Raw genomic sequence first — 23,283 nt, 5'->3', positions numbered from 1 at the left:
TGTTTTATCTAAAAGGGTTAATGCTCAATCGGCTGGCCGATTAAAAACGGATGTTCTTGAGGAACTCACTCAAGCGCGCCGACTTGGGTTGTTCGAATAACGCCTTGGGCGGCCCCTGCTCCTCGATGCGGCCTTGATTCATGAAGACGATGTGGTCCGACACTTCGTAGGCAAAACGCATCTCATGGGTGACCAGCAACATGGTCATGCCCTCCTCGGCCAGGCCTTTGATCACGCTTAGCACTTCGCCGACCAGCTCTGGATCGAGTGCCGAGGTGACCTCATCAAACAGCATCAGGCTCGGGTTCATCGCAATTGCTCGGGCAATTGCCACGCGCTGTTGCTGCCCACCGGAGAGTTGCCCCGGAAAGTGATTGCGACGATCCAGCAGACCCACCCGCTCCAGCCATTTTTCAGCCAACGCCACGGCTTCGTCCTTGGGCAGTTTTTTGACTTTGAGCAAGCCCAAGGTAACGTTCTGCAGGGCGCTGAGGTGCGGGAACAGGTTAAATTGCTGGAACGCCATGCCAGTCATGGACCGGTGCTGAGCAATGACTTTTTCAGGATGACGGACGCGTTTTCCATCGACATCGCTATAGCCGATGTCCTGGCCATCCAGACGGATATGGCCACCTTGAAACTCTTCGAGCAAATTGACGCAGCGCAGCAAGGTGGTCTTGCCCGAACCGCTGGAGCCAATCAGGGTCACGACGTTGCCGCGCTGCATGTGCAGGTCAACGCCCTTGAGCACCTCAACCGGCCCGTAGGATTTGTGTAGCCCTTCGATACTCAGCAACGCAGGGGCAGTAGCGGTGTGTGTCGGTGTCATGGCAAGGCCACCCGTTTTTCAATTTGCCGTCCAAGAAGCTCGATGGCGTAGTTGATGATGAAAAAGAGTAATCCGGCGAACAGATAGAACTCCAACGTCATGAACGTTCGAGCGATGACCTGTTGGGTGCTGAGGAGCAGTTCAGCAACACCAATCACCGACAACAGGGTCGAGGCCTTGACGATCTCGGTGGAGGAATTCACCCACGTCGGCAAAATCTGCCGAAGCGCCTGAGGCAGCAACACATAAGCCAGTGACTGCTTAAAGGTCAGGCCAATGGCCTTGCCCGCTTCAAGTTGCCCGCGAGGAATCGCTTGCAAGGCGCCGCGCACGATTTCCGCGACGTGGGAACCACAAAATAACGTCAGTCCCAGCGCACCGGCTTGAAATGCGCTGACCTGCCAGCCCAACGCCGGGGCCATATAAAAGCAGGCCAACACCAGCACAAACACCGGAGTGCCGCGAATCAGATCGACATAGAGCCGAAACGGTAGGCGACTCCAGAGCTTGCCGTAGGTCAGCACCAACCCGGCAAACAGGCCGATCACCGTGCCGCAGATAATCGCAATGACTGAACATTGAATGGTGGTCAAAAAACCCGACAACAACGCTCCCCGGGCGATCCACAGTTCTTGCAGCCAGCTATGAGCTTCGTACATACCAGACCTCCTAGCGACGGATCGCCAAGCGTTGCTCTAAGTAGCGCAAGACCATGGCGATGAGGTAACAGGCCGCCACGTACAACGCTGTGGTCACCATCCAGGTTTCGATGACCCGATAGCTTTCAACGTTGATCTTGCGGGCGTAGTAGGTCAGCTCCGGCACGGCAATCGCCGCCGCCAACGAGGTGTCCTTGAACAATGAGATGAAGTTGTTCGACAGCGCGGGCAACACATTGCGCAGCATCACCGGGATGATCACGTAAGCGCGCACTTGCCATTCGCTCAGGCCAATTGCCAGCCCGGCTTCGCGCTGGCCCTTGTGAATACTCAACAGCCCCGCACGAAACACTTCGGTCAAATACGCCCCGGCGTACAGCGACAGGGTGACGATGAACGACGGCAGCTTGTCCATGCGGATGCCCAAACTCGGCAGCGCAAAGTAGATCAGCAGGATCAGTACCAAAATCGGCGTATTACGGATCACCGTAACGTACACCGAGGAGATGATGCGCAAAATCCGGTGCTTCGACAGCAGTGCGAACGCCGCCATCAGGCCAATGACGCAGCCAATGGCAATTGAGATCAACGCCAGTTCCAACCCCAATCCCAGGCCGGACAGCAAGCTGGGAAAATCACGCCAGACGGCGGCAAAATTCAACTGATAGTTCATGGTCAGCAGTACCTGGAACGGGGCAATCGACGCGTTGCCCTGTTCTCACCGAGTCATTTGAATTCGACAGGGAAACCGATTTCCGGAGTCGGTAGATCGACACCGAACCACTGTTTGAACGAGGCCGCATAGGCCGGAAATTCAACTCCGGTCATCGCTTCGTGCAACGCAGTGTTAACGAAGTTCAGCCAGTCCTGATCACCACGTTTGACAGCGCAGGCGTAGGTCTGTGGGCTCCAGGCGAAGTTGGGGGTGCGATAGCGGCCTGGGTTCTGCACGATCAGGTATTTCACCGAGGACTGATCGGTAGCAGCTGCATCGGCACGGCCGGAATTGACGGCCTGATACATCAGGTCAACGCTGTCGTACTGATCGACTTTGGCTTTGGGCAGGGCCTGGTGCACCAACTCTTCGGCGTAGACGTTCTGCAGCACGGCCACGGTTACGCCGTCACCGGCAGCTTTCAGGTCATCGATTTGCTTGTACTTACTCTGGATCGGCAGCAACAGCGCCACACCCTCACGGTAGTAAGGCAGGGTAAACGCAACTTGTTGGGCGCGGCTGGCAGTGACGGTAATGAACTGGCAGCTAATGTCGACTTTGTCAGTCAGCAAGTTGGGGATCCGTGCGTCGGACGACTGCACCACGAACTCGACTTTGCTGGGGTCGTTGAACAGCCCTTTGGCGATCATCCGCGCGATGTCGATATCGAAGCCTTGGAGCTTGCCGTCCGCACCCTGGAAATGCCAAGGCGCGTTGGTGCTGCCGGTACCCACCACCAGATGGCCGCGCTGCAATACGCTGTCGAGTTTGCTGGCGTCCGCCGCCTGCACCGAACTGATAAGCGTGGCCGTGGCCGCAAGAACAAACGCACAAGCTTTCAAAAAGGAAGGTCCGCGATGCATGTGATGAACTCCGCCGTGGTTAAATTCCGCTATAGCGGAACAAGGTATGTAACAACGGAATAGACAGCAGAAAGTGTGCCACAGAACAGGGCCAAAAAAAACGCGTAAAAAAAGGCTTTTAGATCAATGCGCTAACTCAAGTAAACGCGTTGGGTACGTGACGGTTTTGATGTGATGACTCGCTACCGTTTGCTACAACGTGTGTAGCCAGACCCCAAAGTGGGGCAAACGCGCTAAGTCCGACCGATTTATGCGTAGTTGCGTTCGTCAACACCGTATTTGGGGGGCAGTGAACTAAAGCAGCGAAGCTTTGCAGGTAAGAACCCGTTTGAGCCAACGCAGAGGGTGACGGGGCGAAGTCAACGTAGGTTATCTACCTGAGAGGATCTTGGTTTGAAATGGTTTAGCGAAGAAACATTCGCGTGTTCAGAAACTATAAACAGTCCTCAGCGCATGAGGACTGTCGCTAGTTTCATCTGATGTAATAATCAGGCCTTGGTATTAATGGTCTCGCCCGTAATCTGTCCTGAACCGTTCACAGTACCTTTGGCTGGCGTTTGCACTGGAGAGTTCGATGCGGAAGCCAAGTGCTGCTTGTCGATCAGACGTTGAGCCACACGATCGCCAAGACCCGCCTCTTTTGCAGTTTCGGCAGATGTTTCAGTTGCTTCCTTCAAAGCCGCCGCAGCGACGCTGACGGTGGTGCTGGTGGCTGAAGTTCCAGTCGTCGTAACGGCAGTCGCTTTCGTTTTGTCAGTAACGGGGCTAGTAACCCCACCGTTTACAGAGATAGAAGCTGAGATTGCGCCAATGGACATCGGTAACTCCTGATTTTGCTAAATACGCAAAGGCATCAAAGGCCCTAGCGCGAGGGATTGAACGAAATCAGAGCGTAGGGCCGCAAGCGTTTTGTTTGCGTCGGTAATAAGTGAAAATTCCGTCGTATTTAAGAGTCAGAAAATAAATCAGACAGGTTCAAGAGCGTTAGCGCGAAATAAATGAGTAAGTGCAGACCACGTTAAAAAAATGCAGCCAGTCCCCGACGCCGGGGACTACTACAGGAAAGAGGGCAATGGCTAAACCTTGACATTTATGGCCTGAGCACGGAGATCGTCAGGGCCACCCTCTTTTTCAGTATCAGCAGCGGCTCCAGCGATACTCTTCAAATCTGATGCTACGGCGTGGTCCGAGGGTGATGACGCTGAATGGGTCGTCACTCTGAATTTGGCTTGATGTTCGGCGGTTACGCCAACGTTCACAGGAATTGATGATGAAATAACGCCGATTGCCATCTGTTGCTCCTTATTACGGGAATGCGACAGGATCTCAAAAACGCCCCGAGGCATGGATTGGATGGAAAATAGACTAGAGGGCCAAATGTTCACAATACGTCAGGCTGACGTGAAAATTTCGTCCTCTGATTTTACGTAGACAATTTGAAAAACCTGTCGCCTATTGTCACTGGCCCATCCCGTCGTCAGCTCCAACCGCATTTTGGATAGGTCAATCTCAGACGCCGCTGCACTCTCGCCCCAGAAAACCGCCTTCATTTTATCTACACGGGCAGAGGACCGAAGGCGCGGTAAGCATCAATCAACGCGTCGAAAAGTGAGATATCCGACCGGCTTCTTGCGAGGAGCTGAGCGCCAGCAACAGCTGCAAAAATCGCGCTGGCCCGTACCTCACTGTCCTGCGGCGTGCAAACTTTTGCGGCCAAAAGAAGCTTGCTTAACCACGCAATGTTCACATCAGCAAAAGCTTGGATCTCCTTGGTCATTTCGCTTGGCAAACTATCTGTTTCGGCACCCACGAAACTGCCCAGGCAAAGGCGATTATCAGCTTCAAGTGATCGACGGAAAATTTCCGGAAAGCGACGCAGAGCTTCAATCGGGTTCGGGTTTTGTTCGTAGATTGTTTCAAGCGCTGCTACGCCGTCCTCCCAGTATCGCTTGGCAACAGCAACGCCAAGATCGGCTTTGCTAGGAAAGTGGTAGTAAATGCTCGCCGCTTTGATCCCTACCTCTTGGGCAAGGTCGCGAAAATTTAATCCATTGTAGCCCCGTGATTGGGCAATTTTCGTGGCGGCCAACAGGATGGCCTCTCGGGCGTTGGTAATCATTATGATGCTGTGTCCAAAGGATGAAGTAGCAGAGGTGCGCGGCATCCTATATCAGAAACCTATCGCTTGTTAGGTCGATTTCCCGAAGCGGAATGGGCGACCCCGACGGTTCCGGGGCTGCCCGCCAGAACCGTTATTCGGCTAGAGAGTCCAGCTCAGGAATGCCACTGCTGCGATCGGCGTAAGCAGCACGGAAGCTAGGGCGCTTCTGCCAACGCATCCAGTAGGCGGCCAAGAACTCAAAACGTTCGTCCAGCGGCGTAGCGTTGACCGGGAACTTAGAGAACGCGATGGCGGTTGCCAGCGTTATGTCCGCGAAGGTCGGAGCATTGCCGCCCAGCAGCCATTCGCGACCGTCGGACAGATGGCGATCGACCAGTGCCGCATGGGCCAATGCCTCTTTACGGCAGTGCTCGCCCCACGCCTCATTCTTGGTAAGTTCAAGTTTGAATCCGAGCCCGGTGTGTAGCACATGAAACGACGTCACGATCCGGTACAGGATGTGCACCCATACCCGGTTATCCCACATGTTATCAAGCCCCTGTTCCAGCGCGGTCTCCCCCATGATCTTGCGACCGGGATAGGACTGGTCGAGGTAACGAACGATGGCAGCCGTTTCGGAAATGAAACTTCCATCCGCCAGTTGGAGCGTGGGCGTCTCGCCCCATGGATTCATGTTTAAGTGACGCCACCCACGCTGCTCGCCCCCTGGGGCCATATCATAAACAGTCTCGTCAAACTGATCAGCGATGCCCTTTTCATGCATGAATAGCCGCAAACGCTGCGGGTTGGGAAAGGCTGAAGGGGAGGTAAAGAGTTGAAGTTTAGAAGTCATGGTCGATCCTGGAGTTGGAGGGCTGGCTATCTAACGACCGTTAGGTAGCCAGACATTAACGAGCAGATAGTTTCGAGTCAAGCCCTATCTAACGTTTGTTAGATACAGTTCTATCAGAATGCAGTGTTTGCTTCACCACGTCGCGCAGCCACGCCCAAATTCAGATCCGTAGTCTCCGGCTGCCCTTCCGTGCGCCAAGTGTTACTATTACGCCCCTTTAAAGCCGCACTGACTGATTTTGGGTTGCGCGTTCTGCGTTCAACCTGCTTTGGCCGTGCGCTTTTTGGCTGTTTTGGGTTCGCCCCCAACGCCATTGTGCCGGGCCCTCGAGCCTTTACGCCTTTGCTTCCTTGCAGGACACACTTTTGATCTCCACAGCTAACATCACCATGCAATTCGGCGCTAAACCCTTGTTCGAGAACGTCTCGGTCAAGTTTGGCGGCGGCAACCGTTATGGCCTTATCGGCGCTAATGGCTGCGGCAAGTCCACTTTCATGAAAATCATGGGTGGCGACCTGGAGCCTTCGGGCGGGCAGGTGATGCTGGAGCCGAACGTACGTCTGGGTAAATTGCGCCAGGACCAGTTCGCTTACGAAGAATTCACCGTGATCGATACTGTGATCATGGGTCACGAAGAACTGTGGAAGGTCAAGGCCGAGCGCGATCGCATTTATTCGCTGCCGGACATGACCGAAGCTGACGGCATGGCCGTTGCCGAGCTCGAAACCGAGTTCGCCGAAATGGACGGCTACACCGCCGAATCCCGAGCCGGTGAACTGCTGTTGGGCTTGGGTATTGGCATCGACCAACACTTCGGCCCGATGAGCGAAGTCTCGCCGGGTTGGAAGCTGCGCGTATTGCTGGCGCAGGCGTTGTTCTCCAATCCAGAAGTGCTGTTGCTCGACGAACCGACCAACCACTTGGACATCAACACCATTCGCTGGCTGGAAAACATCCTGACCCAGCGCAACAGCACCATGGTCATCATTTCCCACGATAGGCACTTCCTGAACAGCGTTTGTACGCACATGGCTGACCTTGATTACGGCGAATTGCGCCTGTTCCCTGGCAACTACGACGAATACATGACCGTGGCGACGCAGTCCCGCGAGCAATTGCTATCGGACAACGCCAAGAAGAAAGCGCAGATCAACGAACTGCAATCGTTCGTCAGCCGCTTCTCGGCCAACGCTTCGAAATCCAAGCAGGCCAGCTCCCGCGCCAAGCAAATCGACAAGATCCACTTGGCCGAGGTCAAGCCGTCAAGTCGAGTCAGCCCATTCATTCGCTTTGAGCAAAATAAAAAGCTGCACCGCCAGGCGGTCATCGTCGAGCGTATGGCTAAAGGTTTCGATGGCAAGCCATTGTTCAAGGATTTCAGCTTCGTGGTTGAAGCAGGCGAACGCGTAGCAATTATCGGCCCGAACGGTATCGGTAAAACAACACTGTTGCGCACCCTGGTCAACGAGCTGTCGCCGGACGCCGGCACAGTGAAGTGGACCGACGCGGCTGAACTGGGCTACTACGCTCAGGATCACGCATCTGATTTCGAAGACGAATCCAACCTGTTTGACTGGATGGGCCGTTGGACTCAGGGCGGCGAGCAGATCGTTCGTGGCACCTTGGGCCGTATGCTGTTCTCCAACGACGAAATCCTCAAATCGGTCAAAGTGATCTCCGGCGGTGAACAAGGTCGCATGCTGTTCGGCAAGCTGATTTTGCAACGGCCGAACGTGTTGATCATGGACGAGCCAACCAACCACTTGGACATGGAATCCATCGAGGCGTTAAACCTCGCATTGGAAAACTATCCAGGCACGTTGATTTTCGTCAGCCATGACCGCGAGTTTGTCTCGTCACTGGCCACCCGCATCATCGAGCTAAGCCCAAGCGGCGTAGTCGACTTCAGCGGCACTTACGATGACTACCTGCGTAGCCAAGGCGTTGTGTTCTGATTTAAAGCCCGCGTGAATGAACTGCACCCCAAAAGTTGGACACCCGTCCTGACTTTTTGGGGTTTTTTGATCTGATAGTGCTCTTTAGGAGCTGCCGGAGGGTCTCTACGTGGCGGTCCTCCTGCAGGAAGTGGGCAAGCAAAACAATCGTTAGCCAGCTTCCTTTTATCCTCGGCGCACGCCATCATGCCGACTCCAACCGCCTGCCAGCGAATGAGCCACATGTCTGCTGCACAACCTGCACCCTCCTCGGTCACACCCCCAAGTTCCGTGGCGATCACCCTGCAGATCGTCTCCATTGTGTTTTATACCTTCGTTGCCTTTCTGTGCATCGGCTTACCGATTGCCGTGATTCCGGGGTACGTTCACGACCAGCTGGGTTTCAGTGCAGTCATTGCGGGCCTGGCCGTGGGCTCGCAATATTTGGCGACGTTGCTAAGTCGCCCGCTTGCGGGTCGTGTGGCAGACAGCATTGGCACCAAGCGCGCGATCATTTATGGCCTGATCGGGATCGTCATCAGCGGCGTAATGACCCTGGCTGCCATGCTGCTTGAAAGCCTGCCCGACCTAAGCCTGACGATTCTTATCATCGCGCGCGTGTTTCTCGGTGTAGCCCAAGGATTGATCGGCGTTGGCACCATCAGTTGGTGCATTGGCCAAGTCGGCACCGAGCACACTGCCCGAGCGATTTCCTGGAACGGCATTGCGTCCTATGGTGCCATCGCCATTGGCGCCCCGATCGGGGTGGTCATGGTCGGCATACTGGGCTTCGTCAGCCTCGGCGTTGCGCTGCTGATTATCTCGTTACTGGCGTTGGTGTTGATTCGTAACAAGCCTTCAGTGCCCGTTATCAGAGGCGAACGGATGCCGTTTTGGGCGGTGTTCGGCCGCGTCGCTCCGTTTGGCGTGAGCCTGACCCTGGCGTCCATCGGCTACGGCACCCTGACCACCTTCATCACCCTGTTTTATCTGAGCAGAGGCTGGCAAGGCGCTGCTTACTGCCTGACGGTCTTCGGCATCTGCTTTATCCTGTCGCGGTTGATTTTCATCAACGCCATCAAGCGCTTTGGCGGCTTCAACGCAGCCATCGCCTGCATGCTCATCGAAACCGCTGGATTGGTCATGTTGTGGGTCTCGCCCAGCACCGAGTTCGCATTGATTGGCGCAGGCATGACCGGTTTCGGCCTATCGCTGGTGTACCCGGCATTGGGCGTCGAGGCGATTAAACAGGTGCCAAACTCCAGTCGTGGCGCAGGTTTGAGTGCCTATGCGGTGTTTTTCGATCTGGCGCTGGCCATTGCCGGCCCAGTGATGGGCAGCATCGCCCTGGGGTTTGGATATTCAATGATATTTTTCGCTGCAGCACTGCTCTCGGTGGCCGGGTTGGCGCTAACCATCGGTTTGTCCCGCCGCCCCCGGTATTGATCGGTCTGGGCGCGAAAAACCCGCTTAATGCGCCGCAGCCATAAGCCGCGGCGCAGGTACTGTCACTCGGGTTTGGGCTTCAAAATCAAGACAGCCAACGGCGGCAAGTTCAATTGCAGAGAAAACGGCTGACCATGGCTTTTACTTTCCACCGCCTTGACTTCCCCACCATTACCGACGTTAGAACCGGCGTAGGTGTCAGCGTCACTGTTTAGCAGTTCAATCCACGGCCCTTCGAACGGTACGCCAACACGGTAAGCCTCGCGCGGCACTGGGGTTAGGTTCGCCACGATCAGCACCGGTTCGCCCTCGGCGCTCCAGCGCATGTAAGCGAACACGCTGTTGGTGGCATCATCGCCAATCACCCACTGAAAGCCCATCGGCTCGCAATCGCGATCATGCAACGCAGGTTCCTGGCGATAGAGGCGGTTAAGGTCACTGACCAGCGTCTTAACACCGATGTGCTCGGCGTATTGCAGCAAATACCAATCCAGCTGCTCGTCATGGTTCCACTCGCGCCACTGGCCGAACTCGCAACCCATGAATAGAAGTTTTTTGCCGGGATGGGTCCACATGAAGGTCAAGTAGGCACGCAAGTTAGCGAACTTCTGCCAGCGATCACCCGGCATCTTGTCGATCAGTGAGTGTTTACCGTGAACCACTTCGTCGTGGGAGATCGGCAAAACAAATTTCTCCGACCAGGCATACACCAGACCGAAACTCAACTCACTGTGGTGGTGAGCGCGATGGATCGGGTCCTGCTCCATGTAGTGCAGGGTGTCGTGCATCCATCCCATATTCCATTTGTACTGGAAGCCCAATCCGCCCTGTTGCGTCGATTGGCTAACGCCGGGCCACGCCGTGGATTCTTCGGCAATCACCATCGAACCCGGTGCTTCCAACGCGACAACGTCGTTGAGGTGGCGCAGGAAATCGATGGCTTCGAGGTTCTCCCGACCACCGTGGCGATTGGGCACCCACTCCCCGGCTTTGCGCGAATAATCGCGGTAGAGCATTGAGGCAACGGCATCGACCCGCAAGCCGTCGATGTGGAAATGCTTGAGCCAATGCAACGCCGACGCCAGCATGAAACCGTGGACCTCGGTGCGGCCCAAGTTATAGATCAGCGTGTCCCAATCCTGGTGGAAACCTTCTTGAGGATTGCCGTATTCGTACAACGCGGTGCCATCGAACTGGGCCAAACCGTGGGTATCGGTCGGAAAATGCGCCGGCACCCAATCGAGGATCACGCCAATTTCTGCACGGTGACAGGCATCGACGAATTCGGCAAAGTCTTGCGGCGAACCGTAGCGAGCCGTCGGGGCGAATTGTGACAGCGGCTGATACCCCCATGAACCACCAAACGGATGCTCCATGATCGGCATGAGTTCGATATGGGTAAAGCCCAATTCCTTGATGTAGGGAATCAAGCGATCGCCCAGTTCTTGCCAGTTGTACTGGCGCACCACGAACTCGTCGCTGTGATCAAGCTGCCACGAGCCGGCGTGCAACTCGTAAATCGACAGCGGCGCTTTCGGTGAATGACGTCCACCACGCGATTGCATCCAATTGCTGTCTTGCCAGTCGTGATTCAACGGCGTTGCAACCACCGACGCTGTTTCTGGTGGCATCTGGGTCGCGAGCGCCACCGGGTCCGCCTTGAGCGGGAGAATCCCGTCGGCCCCAAGAATTTCATATTTATAGGCTTCACCTGGCTTCAGACGAGGAATGAACACCTCCCATACGCCAGACGGATACCGTGCCCGCATCGGGTGACGACGTCCGTCCCAATTGTTGAACGAGCCCACCACCGAGACGCGTTTAGCGTTAGGCGCCCAAACCGCGAAGCGAACCCCGTCAACACCATCGACATTCATCACCTGTGCGCCCAGGCAACTGCTCAGGTCCCGGTGATTACCTTCCGCAAACAGGTACAGATCCATTTCGCCCAGTAGCTGACCGAAGCTATAAGGGTCTTCAGTAATTTGCTCACCACCCGCCCAACTGACTTTCAACAAATAGGGTTGGGAATGTGCGAGGTGCCCTGCAAAAAAACCCGGCGTCGAACTCATTTCCAGGGTGATCAGCTCGTGCTCACCGTCTCGCGCCAGAACCTTTACGCTCAGTGCGTCAGGCAGGTAAGCGCGGACGTACTGACCGCCCTTGCCATCGTCATGAGGGCCAAGCATCGAAAACGGGTCATGGTGTTCGGCGCGAATCAACGCGTCCATGTCGGCCGCACCGGGCAGCATTTGCACTGTGCCTCTGCCGTGTTCCTTATGTGCACTCATGTTCGTTCTCCATCAGACAAAGTCAGCAGTCCACGTAAGCCTTGCAAGGGCACGGCCAACCAGTTGGGACGATGCTCAGCTTCGTAAACAACTTCATATGCGGTTTTTTCCAAGGTAAACAATTCCAACGCCGCAGCTTCGCCATTACTGTCTTTCCAGGCGTGGGCCATGCCCGTGGTAGCCGTTCGATAACTTTCAATAAACGCTTGGCGGGCTTGGGACAAGTACGTATCGGCCACCGTTTGACGTGCGGTTTTAGCTTCTACGGAGCTATCGACGGCTTGGGCATTGCGCACGGCCATCGCTGCTGCATAGTCGAACGAACGCAATACGCCACTGACGTCTTTAAACGGACTGTACTTGGCCCTGCGTTCGATAAGCGCACGTGCTGGCTCACCTTCAAAGTCGATCAGGTAAGCGTCACCCTTGACCACCAACACCTGGCCAAGGTGTAAATCACCATGCACCCTCAGCCGCAACCCGCCCACTGAACGCTTGGCCAGGTCTTTGATATGGGCCAGCACCTGTTTGCGTTGACTCAATAACTCCGAGACCAAGGCTTGGTCGTCAGCTTCCAACTTGCTGCGGTGTAGCTCAAGCAACTCCAGCGCATGCTCCATTTGCGCCACGACACTTTGGCCCGACGCTTCACTGTCTTTTGCGCTGGTAAGCTGCGCAACAAAGTCGGGATCGTCGGTCGGCGCTGCCAATATTTGGTGCATCTCGCCCAGTCGCTGCCCCAACAAGGCAGAGAAGTCCGAAAGTTCCAGCAGCGCATTGAAGTGCTGATCCAAGTCCGAGCGCCCGCGAGCCAACTCGTCACGCACAGCGCGTTCAAGGTTGTTTTGAGTCCATTCCCACGCATCGCCCTGATTGCTCAAGTAGCCCTGAGCGATCATTAACAAATTGTCCTGCCCATCATTGTCGACCCGCACCACTGAACCCAGTAACGGTGAAATGTATTTGAATCCCGCCGCTGTCAGGTATGCGCCCATTTCCAATTCCGGGTGAGTACCGGCACTGACGCGACGAATCATTTTCAGCACCAGACTGCCGCCCACTACTACCGAGCTGTTGGACTGCTCCGCCGATAAGTAACGCACTTCGGATTCGTTGGTCAGGCCCAGATGGGTCATTTCCGGCGTCTGCTCAAACCGTATTTCGCCTTCGCTGCAGGGCAGTACGGTTTCAGCTTGCATACCCTGAACCACAGCGCGGATGAAGGTTTCCAGGGTAAACGCATCGGTGATGAAGCCAACCTGACGCCCGCGTCGAACCCGCGCCAACGCCAATTGCTGTGGCAACGCGCTGCTGACTTCATCCTCCGCCAATAGACCGAACGGCAATTGGTAGCGACCTTGATGGTCGCCGGCTGTCACTTCCAGCTCGCTCAACAGCACCGGATGCTGAACATCGCCAAAACGCACGGCATAGGCAATTTTGACTTGATCAATGGCTTTGTCCTTGCCTGCAAACCAACGGCGCTTGGGCAGATACACCGCCAGAGAGGTCTTCTCCATCACGCTACGTAACGGCTCGTCGAGCAGTTCTTCGAGACGCTTTTTCAACACCATCGTCGGGAAGTCCGGCATGCTCTGCGCCGGCTCGACATGCCAACTGGGCATTTGATTTTCCGCCGCCAGCAAGAACCAGTAATAACCATAAGGTGGCAACGTCAGCAGGTACGTCAGTTGACCGATAGGCGGAAACGCACTGCCGCCGAGCATTTCCACCGGCACCATCCCGGTAAACGGTGACAGCTCCAGCTCCGCCGCCTGAGCGGCAGCGGACACGTTGGCCACACACAGAATGATTTCAGTCTTGCCGTCGGGCCCGGTGTATTCCCGGGTATAGGCCAAAATTCGGCGGTTGGTCGGCGAGAGCATTTTCAACGTGCCACGCCCGAAAGCTTTCTGCTGTTTACGCACCGATAACATCCGACGATTCCAATTCAGTAAGGAATGCGGATCATTATTCTGAGTTTCGACGTTCACCGATTGGTAGCCGTAAAGCGGGTCCATGATCGGTGGAAGCACCAGGCTCGCCGGGTCGGCACGGGAAAAACCGCCATTGCGGTCGATGGACCATTGCATCGGCGTTCGTACCCCGTCGCGGTCACCGAGGTAAATGTTGTCGCCCATGCCGATCTCGTCGCCGTAGTACAACGTCGGCGTACCGGGCATCGACAGCAACATGCTGATGAGCAGTTCAACACGCCGCCGATCACGCTGGACCAACGGCGCCAACCGACGACGAATACCCAGGTTGATCCGAGCACGGCGGTCAGCGGCGTAGTAATTCCACAAGTAGTCGCGCTCACGATCAGTGACCATTTCCAAGGTCAATTCATCGTGGTTGCGCAGGAAAATCGCCCACTGACAGTTTTCCGGAATTTCCGGGGTCTGACGCAAAATATCGGTGATCGGAAAACGGTCTTCCTGCGCCACCGCCATGTACATGCGCGGCATCAGCGGAAAGTGGAACGCCATATGGCACTCGTCACCGTCTTTGCCTTTGGTGTCGCCGAAGTACATCTGCGTGTCTTCAGGCCATTGATTAGCCTCGGCCAACAGCATGCGATCAGGGTAATTGGCGTCGATCTCGGCACGAATCTTCTTCAACACCTGATGTGTTTCAGGCAGGTTTTCGTTATTGGTCCCGTCGCGCTCAATCAAATATGGGATTGCGTCGAGACGCAGACCGTCGATGCCCATGTCTAGCCAATAACGCATCACTTCCAGTACAGCGTCCATCACTGCCGGGTTATCGAAGTTTAAGTCCGGCTGGTGTGAATAAAAACGGTGCCAGAAGTACTGATCTGCAACCGGGTCCCACGTCCAGTTGGATTTTTCGGTGTCGAGAAAAATGATTCGCGTCCCGTCGTATTTCTGGTCGCTGTCTGACCACACATAAAAATCCCGCGCTTTGGAGCCACGCTTGGAAGCACGAGCTTTCTGAAACCAGGGGTGCTGGTCAGAGGTGTGGTTAATGACCAGTTCAGTGATAACCCGTAACCCGCGCCCATGGGCCTCAGCGATGAACTTCTTGGCATCGGCCATGGTGCCGTAGTCGCTGTGGACGCCACGATAGTCAGCAATGTCATAGCCGTCATCGCGGCGTGGAGAAGGATAAAACGGCAGCAGCCAGATCGTATTAACCCCCAGATCGGCGATGTAATCGAGCTTGGCGATAAGGCCGGGGAAGTCACCTATCCCATCGTTATTCGAATCAAAAAAAGATTTCACATGAACCTGATAAATGACCGCGTCCTTGTACCACAGAGGGTCATCGATGAAGGCCGCACTCCTCGGTTTCTTCGCCATCTTTAGTTCCTTGTTAATGCTTAATTCGTGGTCTGGATACGCCAAATGCCAAATGGCTGATAAGTAGGGTCGATGCGCATCCATTGGTACTTGCCGTACCAGGTCCAGCGGTGGCCGGTCATCAAATCTTCACCCGATGTTGCGGCATCGTCGGGCAGGCCCATTTCCCATAACGGCAATTCAAAGCTCGCCTCCTGAGCGTTAACCGGATCAAGGCTGACCGCGATCAAAATAAAGTTGCTGCCGTCGGCACTGCGTTTGCCAAAATACAAAATATTGTCGTTCCACGCGTTATAGAGCTTCAGGCCCAAATGGGTCTGCAACGCAGGGTTCTGGCGACGAATGCGGTTGAGTTGAGCAATTTCGGCGATGATATTGCCCGGTGCGGTGTAATCCCGCGGCCGCAGCTGATATTTCTCTGAGTCCAGGTACTCTTCCTTGCCGGGTATCGGCGCCGACTCGCACAGCTCGAACCCTGAATACATGCCCCACAAGCCCGACCCCATCGTCGCCAGTGCCGCCCGAATCAGAAACCCGGCACGCCCCGACTCATGCAGAAAGCCTGGGTTTATGTCTGGCGTGTTAACGAAAAAATTGGGTCGATAACAGTCGCGCCATGGCGATTCATTGAGTTGAGCAAAGTATTCCGACAGCTCGGCCTTGCTGTTGCGCCAAGTGAAATAGGTGTAGCTCTGGGAGTACCCGACTTTACCCAGACGCGCCATCATCGCCGGCTTGGTAAATGCTTCTGCGAGGAACATCACGTCCGGGTGTTCATGGCGAATGTCGGCAATCATCCATTGCCAGAACGGTAGCGGTTTGGTGTGCGGATTATCGACCCGAAAAATCTTCACGCCCTCTTCGACCCAACCCGACACCACGTCCCGCAGCTCCAGCCACAAACTGGGAATCGAATCCGGCGCGTAGAAGTCGACGTTGACGATATCCTGATATTTTTTCGGCGGGTTTTCCGCATACCGAATCGAACCATCGGGACGCCACGAAAACCAACCCGGATGCTCCTTGAGCCACGGGTGATCCTGGGAGCACTGAATAGCAAAATCGAGAGCGATTTCCAGGCCGTGTTCAGCAGCAGCTTTGACCAGATTGCGAAAATCAACACGGGTACCCAATTGCGGGTGAATCGCGTCGTGGCCGCCTTCGACACTGCCAATGGCATAAGGGCTGCCCGGATCGTCGGGTCCGGCTTCTAGCGAATTGTTCGGGCCCTTGCGATGCGCACGGCCAATGGGATGGATCGGCGGGAAATACAACACGTCAAAACCCATGTCGTGAATCATCGGCAACCGACCAAGCACATCATTGAAGGTGCCATGCCGTGCAGGGTCGTCAGTGATCGAGCGCGGAAACAGCTCATACCAACTGGCGAACTGGGCCAGCTCCCGCTCTACGTCCACCGGAAACTCGACGCTGCGGCTCAAATACGCATGATTTTCAGCTTTAGCCATCAGCGAAGTCGTTTCACGGTTCTGCAACAGTGCGACTTTGCCTTCCAGATCGCAGCTCGCAAACTGCTCAATCACAGCGGCCAGGCGATCGTGTAGTTCGCCTTCATTGCGCTCCATCGCCTGGCTAAGATGAATACGGCCCTCTTCCAACTCCAAATCAATAGGCACGCCGGCCGCATGTTTTTTCTGCACCTCATAGCGGTAACTGGCGAATTGATCAATCCAGGCTTCAAGACGAAACACGTTGCGGCTAACTGACGACGGGACGAACTCACCGACCCAACTGTCGTTAACCAGTTCCTGCATCGGCGCGCTGTGCCACTGTTCCTCATCGGCAGCCCGCCAACGAATCACCACCGCCAGCTTGTCGTGACCGTCAGCGAATACCTTACTGGTCACCACAATCGGCTGGCCGACGATCGCCTTGACCGCAAACAGCCCGCCCTCGATCGCCGGCATCGTGTCTTCAATTACGATGCGCGGCAATTGCAGCGCTTGGGTCAGGGTCAACGGTTGAGTTTGATGCGGTACATCGCGGGCCAAAGAATCCGGGCCGTAGGGCTGATCTGCGGTCACATTCATCGAGCATCACTCCTCACGCCCTTATAAAAGACGCTCTCCGGCAAAAAATCACACAATTAAAAAGAAAGAGCGAGCCCATCCTGCGCTGTTCCACCTCACGGGGCCGCATAGTTTCCGAACGTGGACGGGCGGAAAAAGTTCAAAAGGGTTTGGGTGCGAGGGTGAGCGTAGACGGCTCTTCGTCGGATGCGAGCATCATTTACCCATTGGATGTGGTCGAACCGTTCACCTGTTAAACCTTGACACATAGCAATGAGGAGGTAGCCCAATGAACATCCCTATCCCGCCCGAAACGCCTGACCCAATGATCGACGACCCTGCTTTGCCGACGCCACCGCCCGGGAAGGAACCCCCGACAATGCCACCCGTGATGGAGCCGCCCAAAGGTGATCCACCTCCCGAGCAATCGCCGGCAATTCTTGGCAAAGCGTTTTTATGACTAATGCCCTTAAGTGCGACCAAACCTTAGGCCTTCAGTCGCGAGGTTTGTCGTATAGCGAGGGCAGACGCTAGTGAAGCACTGAGAGGAAAACAACCATGCCATTGCAATTTGACAACACCCGCGAGCACTGCTCCGCCGTCATTGAAGAGGTGCGCTATGAAAGCCCCATTATCGAGGTAGTGATCATTACCAATGACGCCACGCACATGTCTGAAGCCCAAATCGACGGCCAAAGCGTGTCCATTACCGAAGACGAGGCGGATTCATTGACGGTGTTAGGCGCTCTGGATAAACGGCACCATACCGTGGTGGATTGAAGGAGTTCTGTTGCAATTGGCTTGCCGACGGAGGCGGTGTGTCAGGCGTACCCAGCGGCAACTCTCACCAAAAGGTTCGGACCTACCGGCATCTAAATGCTTTAAAACCTAGCAAATCCCTAGGACAAATGGCCTATCTGATCTGCTTTTTATTCAAATACCTGAGTCTGTTATGCAACCAGTTGCGCGCCCATAGTTCATTGGCCTGATCGAGGCTGATGAGTACTTACTATGAGCGAGCGCATCCCCGTCCAGATCATTGAATTGGTTGAACCTTCCCGTGCAAGATCAAAGGCCAGGTCCAACGACACACTGATCCACACCCGCAGTTTCACCGGCCTGTTCCGCACTGTGCGCTTGAGCGGGACGGGACTTCTGTTCCTGCTTTTTTTCGGCACGGTATGGTTGGACTGGAGCGGCCGCCAAGCGGTGCTCTGGGATCTGGCTGATAGCAAATTCCATATCTTTGGCGCGACGTTTTGGCCGCAGGATTTCATTCTGTTGTCTGCGCTGCTGATCATCTGCGCCTTTGGTTTGTTCGCTATCACGGTATTCGCCGGGCGCGTGTGGTGCGGTTATACCTGCCCACAAAGTTCCTGGACCTGGATCTTCATGTGGTGCGAAAAACTTACCGAAGGCGAACGCAATCAGCGGATCAAGCTACAAGCCGCGCCGTGGGGAGTGAATAAACTACTGAGACGATCCGCCAAGCACGGCTTATGGCTGGTGATCAGCGTTTTGACCGGCCTGACCTTTGTGGGCTACTTCACCCCGATTCGGCCACTGGCCATAGAAATGCTGACCCTGCAATTAAGCGGTGTCAGCTTGTTCTGGGTGCTGTTCTTCGCGGCGGCGACGTATATCAATGCCGGCTGGCTGCGCGAAGCGGTATGCATGCACATGTGCCCATATGCGCGGTTTCAAAGCGTGATGTTCGACAAAGACACCCTCACCGTTTCCTATGACGCGGCACGTGGCGAAAATCGCGGCCCGCGTAAACGTGACGTCGAGCCCTCCTCGGTCGGGCTAGGTGATTGCATAGATTGCCAAGTGTGCGTGCAGGTCTGCCCCACCGGCATCGACATCCGCGACGGTTTGCAGATGGAATGCATCGGCTGCGCAGCGTGCATCGACGCCTGCGACTCGATCATGGACAAAATGGGCTATGAACGCGGCTTGGTCAGATATACCTCCGAACGCACCCTCGAAGGCGGTCATACCCACCTGCTTCGGCCACGCTTGATCGGCTATTGCGCGGTGTTGGCATTGATGATCGGCGCGCTGGTGTTGTCGCTGGTCGAGCGGCCGATGGTCTCGTTGGACGTCAGCAAGGACCGAGGTATGTTCCGCGAAAATAGCCAAGGCCAGATCGAAAATATCTATAGCCTGAAAATCATCAACAAAACTCAGCAGCCACAGCAGTATCATCTGGCGCTGGTCGAGGGTGCAGGCTTGGAGTATCACGGCAAGGCTCAAATCAGTCTCGCGGCGGGGGAAATCATCGACATTCCGGTGTCGGTGGCGATGATCGCCGACCACCCGACCAGCAGTTCCCAGAGCATCAGTTTTGAGGTGGTAGACGATGCTGATTCCAGTGTCCGCAGCTTGGCACAAAGCCGGTTTGTTGCGCCGCTCAATCGGTGATTATCTCGGAACGGTTCATGCACTATTTTCCACCGATTGTCAGCCAGCGAGCACCGATGAAACGCTATGAAAAGTTTGCCGAAGACATCGCTGAACTGATCCGCTCTGGGGTGCTGGGGCCCGGCGAGCGAGTACCTTCAGTGCGTTACGCAAGCCAGTCTTACGGCGTCAGCCCTTCGACGGTGTTCCAGGCTTACTATTTGCTGGAGCGTCGCGGGCTGATCAGGGCAAGGCCTCGCTCCGGCTATTTCGTCACTAACAACGCGCCTAGGCAGTTTTCTGAACCAGTGATCAGTCATCAGGTCAGCGAGTCCACCGAGGTGGATGTCAGCGAGTTGGTGTTCTCGGTGCTTGATTCAATTAAAGACCCGCAAACCGTGCCGTTTGGTTCAGCATTTCCGAGTCCTATGTTGTTTCCCTTGCAGCGGTTGGCCCGTTCGCTGGCCAGTGCAGCGCGCGACATGGACCCGCGCATGGTTGTCACTGACATGTCGCCCGGCCATCCCCAGCTACGGCGGCAAATCGCTCTGCGCTACATGGTCTGCGGCTTGATGCTACCCATGGAAGAATTAATCATCACTAATGGCGCGCTTGAAGCGCTGAACTTGTGCCTACAAGCTGTGACTGAGCCCGGCGATCTGGTCGCCATCGAAGCCCCTGCGTTTTACGCCTGCTTGCAGGTATTAGAGCGCCTCAAGCTCAAAGCGATTGAAATTCCGGTTCACCCTCGTGATGGTATCGATCTTGAGGTACTGGCCCAGACCTTGGATCGCCACCCGATCAAAGCCTGTTGGTGCATGACCAGTTTTCAGAACCCTATGGGGGCAACCATGCCCGAAGCCAAGAAGCGGCAATTGATGGAGTTGTTGCGTCAACATCAAGTGCCCCTGATCGAAGACGATGTGTATGCCGAATTGTATTACAGCTCCCAAGCGCCAAAACCTGCTAAAGCGTTCGACACCGATGGTTTGGTGATGCACTGCGGCTCGTTTGCCAAAAGCCTAGCGCCTGGCTATCGGATTGGCTGGGTCGCCGCAGGACGCTACGCGCAAAAAGTCGAGCGGCTCAAATTGATGACCTCGCTCTGCGCGTCAATGCCCGCCCAAGCAGCCATTGCCGACTACCTGCAACACGGCGGCTATGACCGCCATCTGCGTAAACTGCGCTACGCGCTGGAGGAGCAACAAGCCGCCATGCTCAGCGCCATCGTCCGCTAATTCCCGGCACAAACCCGGGTCAGCCAGCCCGCAGGCGGCTACTTTCTGTGGCTGGAACTGCCCGAGCAAATGGATTCGTTGAAGTTGTTTCAGATGGCCCTGGCCCAAGGCATCAGCATTGCCCCCGGGCCGATATTTTCACCGACCCAACGCTTTAATAACTGTATCCGCCTTAATTACGGCAGTCCCTGGAACGAGACAGCAGAGAAAGCCATGGAAACCCTGGGGCGAATTATTCGTTCGTTCTGAGCGAAACGATAACGTATGCCCTGGCGGAGCCTAACCGCAGTTTTTTTGCCACCTATCCAGGTATTTTCGAAGAAAAACCACGAACTTCACATCTCAGGTATAACTTGCGACTGCTCACCTGACTGCGCTTCTGCGGCATGGATATCCGCCATGAATTCTTCGGCGGGAAGCGGATGCCCCAGCAGAAAACCTTGCAGTGAATCGCAGCCTAGACGAGTCAAAAAATTTTGCTGGACGTTGGTTTCAACCCCCTCGGCAACGATGCGAAGGCCCAGCGCCTGACCCACGGAGACGATGGCCGAGACAATAGCGGCGTCATCGCTGTCATGTTCCAAATCACGAACGAAGCCACGGTCGATCTTGATTTCATTGGCTGGCAGACGCTTAAGATACATCAAGCTGGAATAGCCGGTGCCGAAGTCATCAATGGACAAGTCAACGCCCATTCCCGCCAACTGTCGAAGCACCGTCATGCTCGCATCGGCGTCACTCATGGCCGTGCTTTCAGTGATTTCCAATGTCAGGCTATTGGCGGGCAACTGATGCAGTTCTAGCGCCATGGCAACGCTACTGACTAAACCTGCATGGCAAAACTGCAGCGCAGAGAGGTTGACCGCGATCCGCCAATGGGTGTAGCCCTGCTGGTACCAGACACGCATCTGGCGACAGGCTTCGTTAAGTACCCAGTCGCCGATAGGGATGATCAAACCGGTTTTTTCTGCCAAGCCAATAAACTTGTCAGGCAACAGTAACCCTTGTTGTGGATGTTGCCAGCGCAATAGCGCTTCAGCCCCTATCGGCAGGCCCGTCAGCGCATCGAATTTAGGCTGGTAATACAGGCAAAACTGTTGCTCTTTAAGTCCGGTACGCAAGTCCTGCAGCAACTGCAATTGATTGCGCGCGTTGGTGTTCATTGAAACGTCGAAATAGCTGAAGCCGTTTTTTCCTGCCGCTTTAGCGTGGTACATCGCGGCATCGGCATTCATCAGCAACTCATGCTGCGTCTCACCGCTCCCGGTATATAAAGCAATGCCAATGCTCGCAGAAATTTGCACTGTGTTTTCGGCAACAATAAACGGTTGGCTCATCAAGGCAACCTGGCGGGAAGCGAATGCCGTGACGTCAGCGCGCTCGCCTAAGTCGACCAGCAACACGAACTCATCACCGCCGATACGCGCTAAGGTATTTTGGCTAGTGAGTTCCTTGCGCAGCCGTAATGCGACCTGGCGCAACAGCTGGTCACCAAGATAGTGGCCAAAGGCATCATTTATAGGTTTGAAGCCATCAAGGTCCATAAACATGAGTGCGAAGCTGCCGCCATGTTCATCAGCTTTGCGCATGGCCTGTTCAACACGTTCGGCCAGCAAAACGCGATTTGGCAAACCAGTCAGCGTGTCATGCAACGCCAAATGCGTCAGCTCTTGATTGGCCATGCTGAGCGAATCGGACAATACAGTGGTGCGCGCTTCCAGCCGCGCATCGAGAACCGACGTAAGCAGGGCGATGCTCAGCACCGCCAGGCTGGTGATCAGGACTAACATGTCCAGCCCGTTGAAGCGTAAGCCGGTGCCCACTGCGCCACAGAAACTACCCTCTGCAAAGGTGGCCGCAGCCATGCCGGTGTAATGCATGCCGACAATCGCCGCCCCCATAAACACTGCCGCTCCGGCGCGGATCAAGCGCACATAGGGAGCCTGCTGACGCAGACGAAAAGCGGTCCACAGCGCCGCCGCCGACGCACTAAAAGCAATAAGCAGTGAAAGGGTTACACGAAAAGGGTCGTAATCAATACCGGGCTGCATGCGCAATGCGGCCATCCCGCAATAATGCATGCCACTGATCCCGGCACCCATAATCAATGCGCCAAAACCCAGTTGCAGTAAGGGTAGCTGCGGTTGACTGACCAGCCAAAGGGCGAACCCGGAAGCGAGAATGGCAATTAACAACGACAACAGGGTAATTGGAATATCAAAACCTAATTCGATGGGCAGGTGAAACGCGAGCATCCCGATGAAATGCATCGACCACACGCCGGTGCCCATAGCCAATGCACCACCGCCTATCCACATGTAGGCGGCACGCCCTTTTGCCGTTGCAATCCGACCGGTCAGATCCAGCGCGGTATAAGAGGCCAATATCGCCACAAATACGGAGATCAAGACCAACGATGGTGTGTAGTTACCAATGAGCATGCGGCTTCTCGTGATCCGGGCGGATAACAATATTTTGCCCAAATAAAAGCTTAATAGTGTACTCAACTTGTACAAGAAGTCGCGGACTGTTTAGTTGAATCCGAAGCGTTGATTCAGTAAATAACTAAGGCATACCAGCCGCAAGGGCAATATTCCT

General features: G+C 55.3%; 17 protein-coding genes and 1 pseudogene. 6 read left to right on the top strand and 12 right to left on the bottom strand.

The window, feature by feature from the left end; all coding sequences use genetic code 11:
* Positions 1-40 precede the first annotated feature (40 nt).
* From QN378_RS05360 to QN378_RS05325, 8 genes are all read right to left on the bottom strand, one after another.
* Complete coding sequence (locus tag QN378_RS05360) at positions 41-829, bottom strand: amino acid ABC transporter ATP-binding protein (protein WP_323546367.1); 789 nt, start codon at positions 827-829, stop codon at positions 41-43.
* Positions 826-1,488 (bottom strand): amino acid ABC transporter permease, encoded by a 663-nt coding sequence (locus QN378_RS05355; protein ID WP_323546370.1) that lies wholly within the window; start codon positions 1,486-1,488, stop codon positions 826-828. Before QN378_RS05355 ends, QN378_RS05360 begins: the two co-directional genes overlap by 4 nt.
* 10 nt (positions 1,489-1,498) lie before the next feature.
* Positions 1,499-2,161 (bottom strand): amino acid ABC transporter permease, encoded by a 663-nt coding sequence (locus QN378_RS05350; RefSeq protein WP_322203044.1) that lies wholly within the window; start codon positions 2,159-2,161, stop codon positions 1,499-1,501.
* Between the two features lie 53 nt (positions 2,162-2,214).
* Entirely contained in the window at positions 2,215-3,066 is an 852-nt protein-coding gene (locus QN378_RS05345) for a transporter substrate-binding domain-containing protein (RefSeq protein WP_322203042.1), read from the bottom strand.
* 488 nt (positions 3,067-3,554) lie between these two features.
* Positions 3,555-3,884 carry a hypothetical protein gene (locus QN378_RS05340; RefSeq protein WP_323546373.1) on the bottom strand — a complete coding sequence of 110 codons (330 nt, stop codon included), beginning with the start codon at positions 3,882-3,884 and terminating at the stop codon, positions 3,555-3,557.
* A 258-nt stretch (positions 3,885-4,142) separates the two neighbouring features.
* Positions 4,143-4,358 (bottom strand): hypothetical protein, encoded by a 216-nt coding sequence (locus tag QN378_RS05335; protein ID WP_323546376.1) that lies wholly within the window; start codon positions 4,356-4,358, stop codon positions 4,143-4,145.
* A gap of 263 nt (positions 4,359-4,621) precedes the next feature.
* Positions 4,622-5,185 carry a TetR/AcrR family transcriptional regulator gene (locus tag QN378_RS05330; protein ID WP_322203038.1) on the bottom strand — a complete coding sequence of 188 codons (564 nt, stop codon included), beginning with the start codon at positions 5,183-5,185 and terminating at the stop codon, positions 4,622-4,624.
* Between the two features lie 133 nt (positions 5,186-5,318).
* Positions 5,319-6,020 carry a glutathione S-transferase family protein gene (locus tag QN378_RS05325; protein WP_322203036.1) on the bottom strand — a complete coding sequence of 234 codons (702 nt, stop codon included), beginning with the start codon at positions 6,018-6,020 and terminating at the stop codon, positions 5,319-5,321.
* Between the two features lie 365 nt (positions 6,021-6,385).
* Here QN378_RS05325 and QN378_RS05320 point away from each other — a divergent pair, with 365 nt between their 5' ends.
* Positions 6,386-7,975: an ABC-F family ATPase gene (locus tag QN378_RS05320; protein ID WP_322169417.1), complete on the top strand. Its 1,590-nt coding sequence runs from the start codon at positions 6,386-6,388 to the stop codon at positions 7,973-7,975.
* Between the two features lie 222 nt (positions 7,976-8,197).
* The gene (locus QN378_RS05315; protein WP_322206855.1) at positions 8,198-9,400 is read left to right on the top strand and encodes an MFS transporter; all 1,203 of its coding nucleotides are present in this window, start codon (positions 8,198-8,200) and stop codon (positions 9,398-9,400) included.
* A gap of 62 nt (positions 9,401-9,462) precedes the next feature.
* Here QN378_RS05315 and glgB read toward each other — a convergent pair whose 3' ends face one another.
* Genes glgB through QN378_RS05300 form a run of 3 tightly spaced genes read right to left on the bottom strand, consistent with a single transcriptional unit; the run spans position 9,463 to position 17,065 of the window.
* Complete coding sequence (gene glgB, locus QN378_RS05310; protein WP_323546380.1) at positions 9,463-11,691, bottom strand: 1,4-alpha-glucan branching protein GlgB; 2,229 nt, start codon at positions 11,689-11,691, stop codon at positions 9,463-9,465.
* On the bottom strand, positions 11,688-15,014 hold the full coding sequence (gene treS / locus QN378_RS05305; protein WP_322203032.1) for a maltose alpha-D-glucosyltransferase: 3,327 nt from the start codon (positions 15,012-15,014) through the stop codon (positions 11,688-11,690). The genes glgB and treS overlap by 4 nt, the downstream gene beginning before the upstream one ends.
* 20 nt (positions 15,015-15,034) lie before the next feature.
* Positions 15,035-17,065 (bottom strand): alpha-1,4-glucan--maltose-1-phosphate maltosyltransferase, encoded by a 2,031-nt coding sequence (locus tag QN378_RS05300; RefSeq protein WP_323546383.1) that lies wholly within the window; start codon positions 17,063-17,065, stop codon positions 15,035-15,037.
* A gap of 268 nt (positions 17,066-17,333) precedes the next feature.
* On the opposite strand from QN378_RS05300, the gene QN378_RS05295 reads away from it, so the two are divergent.
* From QN378_RS05295 to mapR, 4 genes and pseudogenes are all read left to right on the top strand, one after another.
* On the top strand, positions 17,334-17,504 hold the full coding sequence (locus tag QN378_RS05295; RefSeq protein ID WP_322203028.1) for a hypothetical protein: 171 nt from the start codon (positions 17,334-17,336) through the stop codon (positions 17,502-17,504).
* A gap of 98 nt (positions 17,505-17,602) precedes the next feature.
* Positions 17,603-17,824, top strand: a complete 222-nt coding sequence (locus QN378_RS05290) for a DUF3203 family protein (protein ID WP_322203026.1) — start codon at positions 17,603-17,605, stop codon at positions 17,822-17,824.
* Positions 17,825-18,055: 231 nt separating this feature from the next.
* Positions 18,056-19,468 (top strand): cytochrome c oxidase accessory protein CcoG, encoded by a 1,413-nt coding sequence (gene ccoG / locus QN378_RS05285; RefSeq protein WP_322203024.1) that lies wholly within the window; start codon positions 18,056-18,058, stop codon positions 19,466-19,468.
* A 56-nt stretch (positions 19,469-19,524) separates the two neighbouring features.
* A pseudogene (gene mapR / locus QN378_RS05280) lies at positions 19,525-20,934 on the top strand (GntR family transcriptional regulator MpaR).
* An 86-nt stretch (positions 20,935-21,020) separates the two neighbouring features.
* Here mapR and QN378_RS05275 read toward each other — a convergent pair.
* Positions 21,021-23,126, bottom strand: coding sequence for a putative bifunctional diguanylate cyclase/phosphodiesterase (locus QN378_RS05275; protein ID WP_323546386.1), 2,106 nt, complete (start codon positions 23,124-23,126; stop codon positions 21,021-21,023).
* Positions 23,127-23,283: the final 157 nt, after the last annotated feature.

Source organism: Pseudomonas sp. 10S5 (assembly GCF_035019745.1).
Lineage (GTDB): Bacteria > Pseudomonadota > Gammaproteobacteria > Pseudomonadales > Pseudomonadaceae > Aquipseudomonas.
This window is presented reverse-complemented; position numbering and strand designations above follow the sequence as displayed.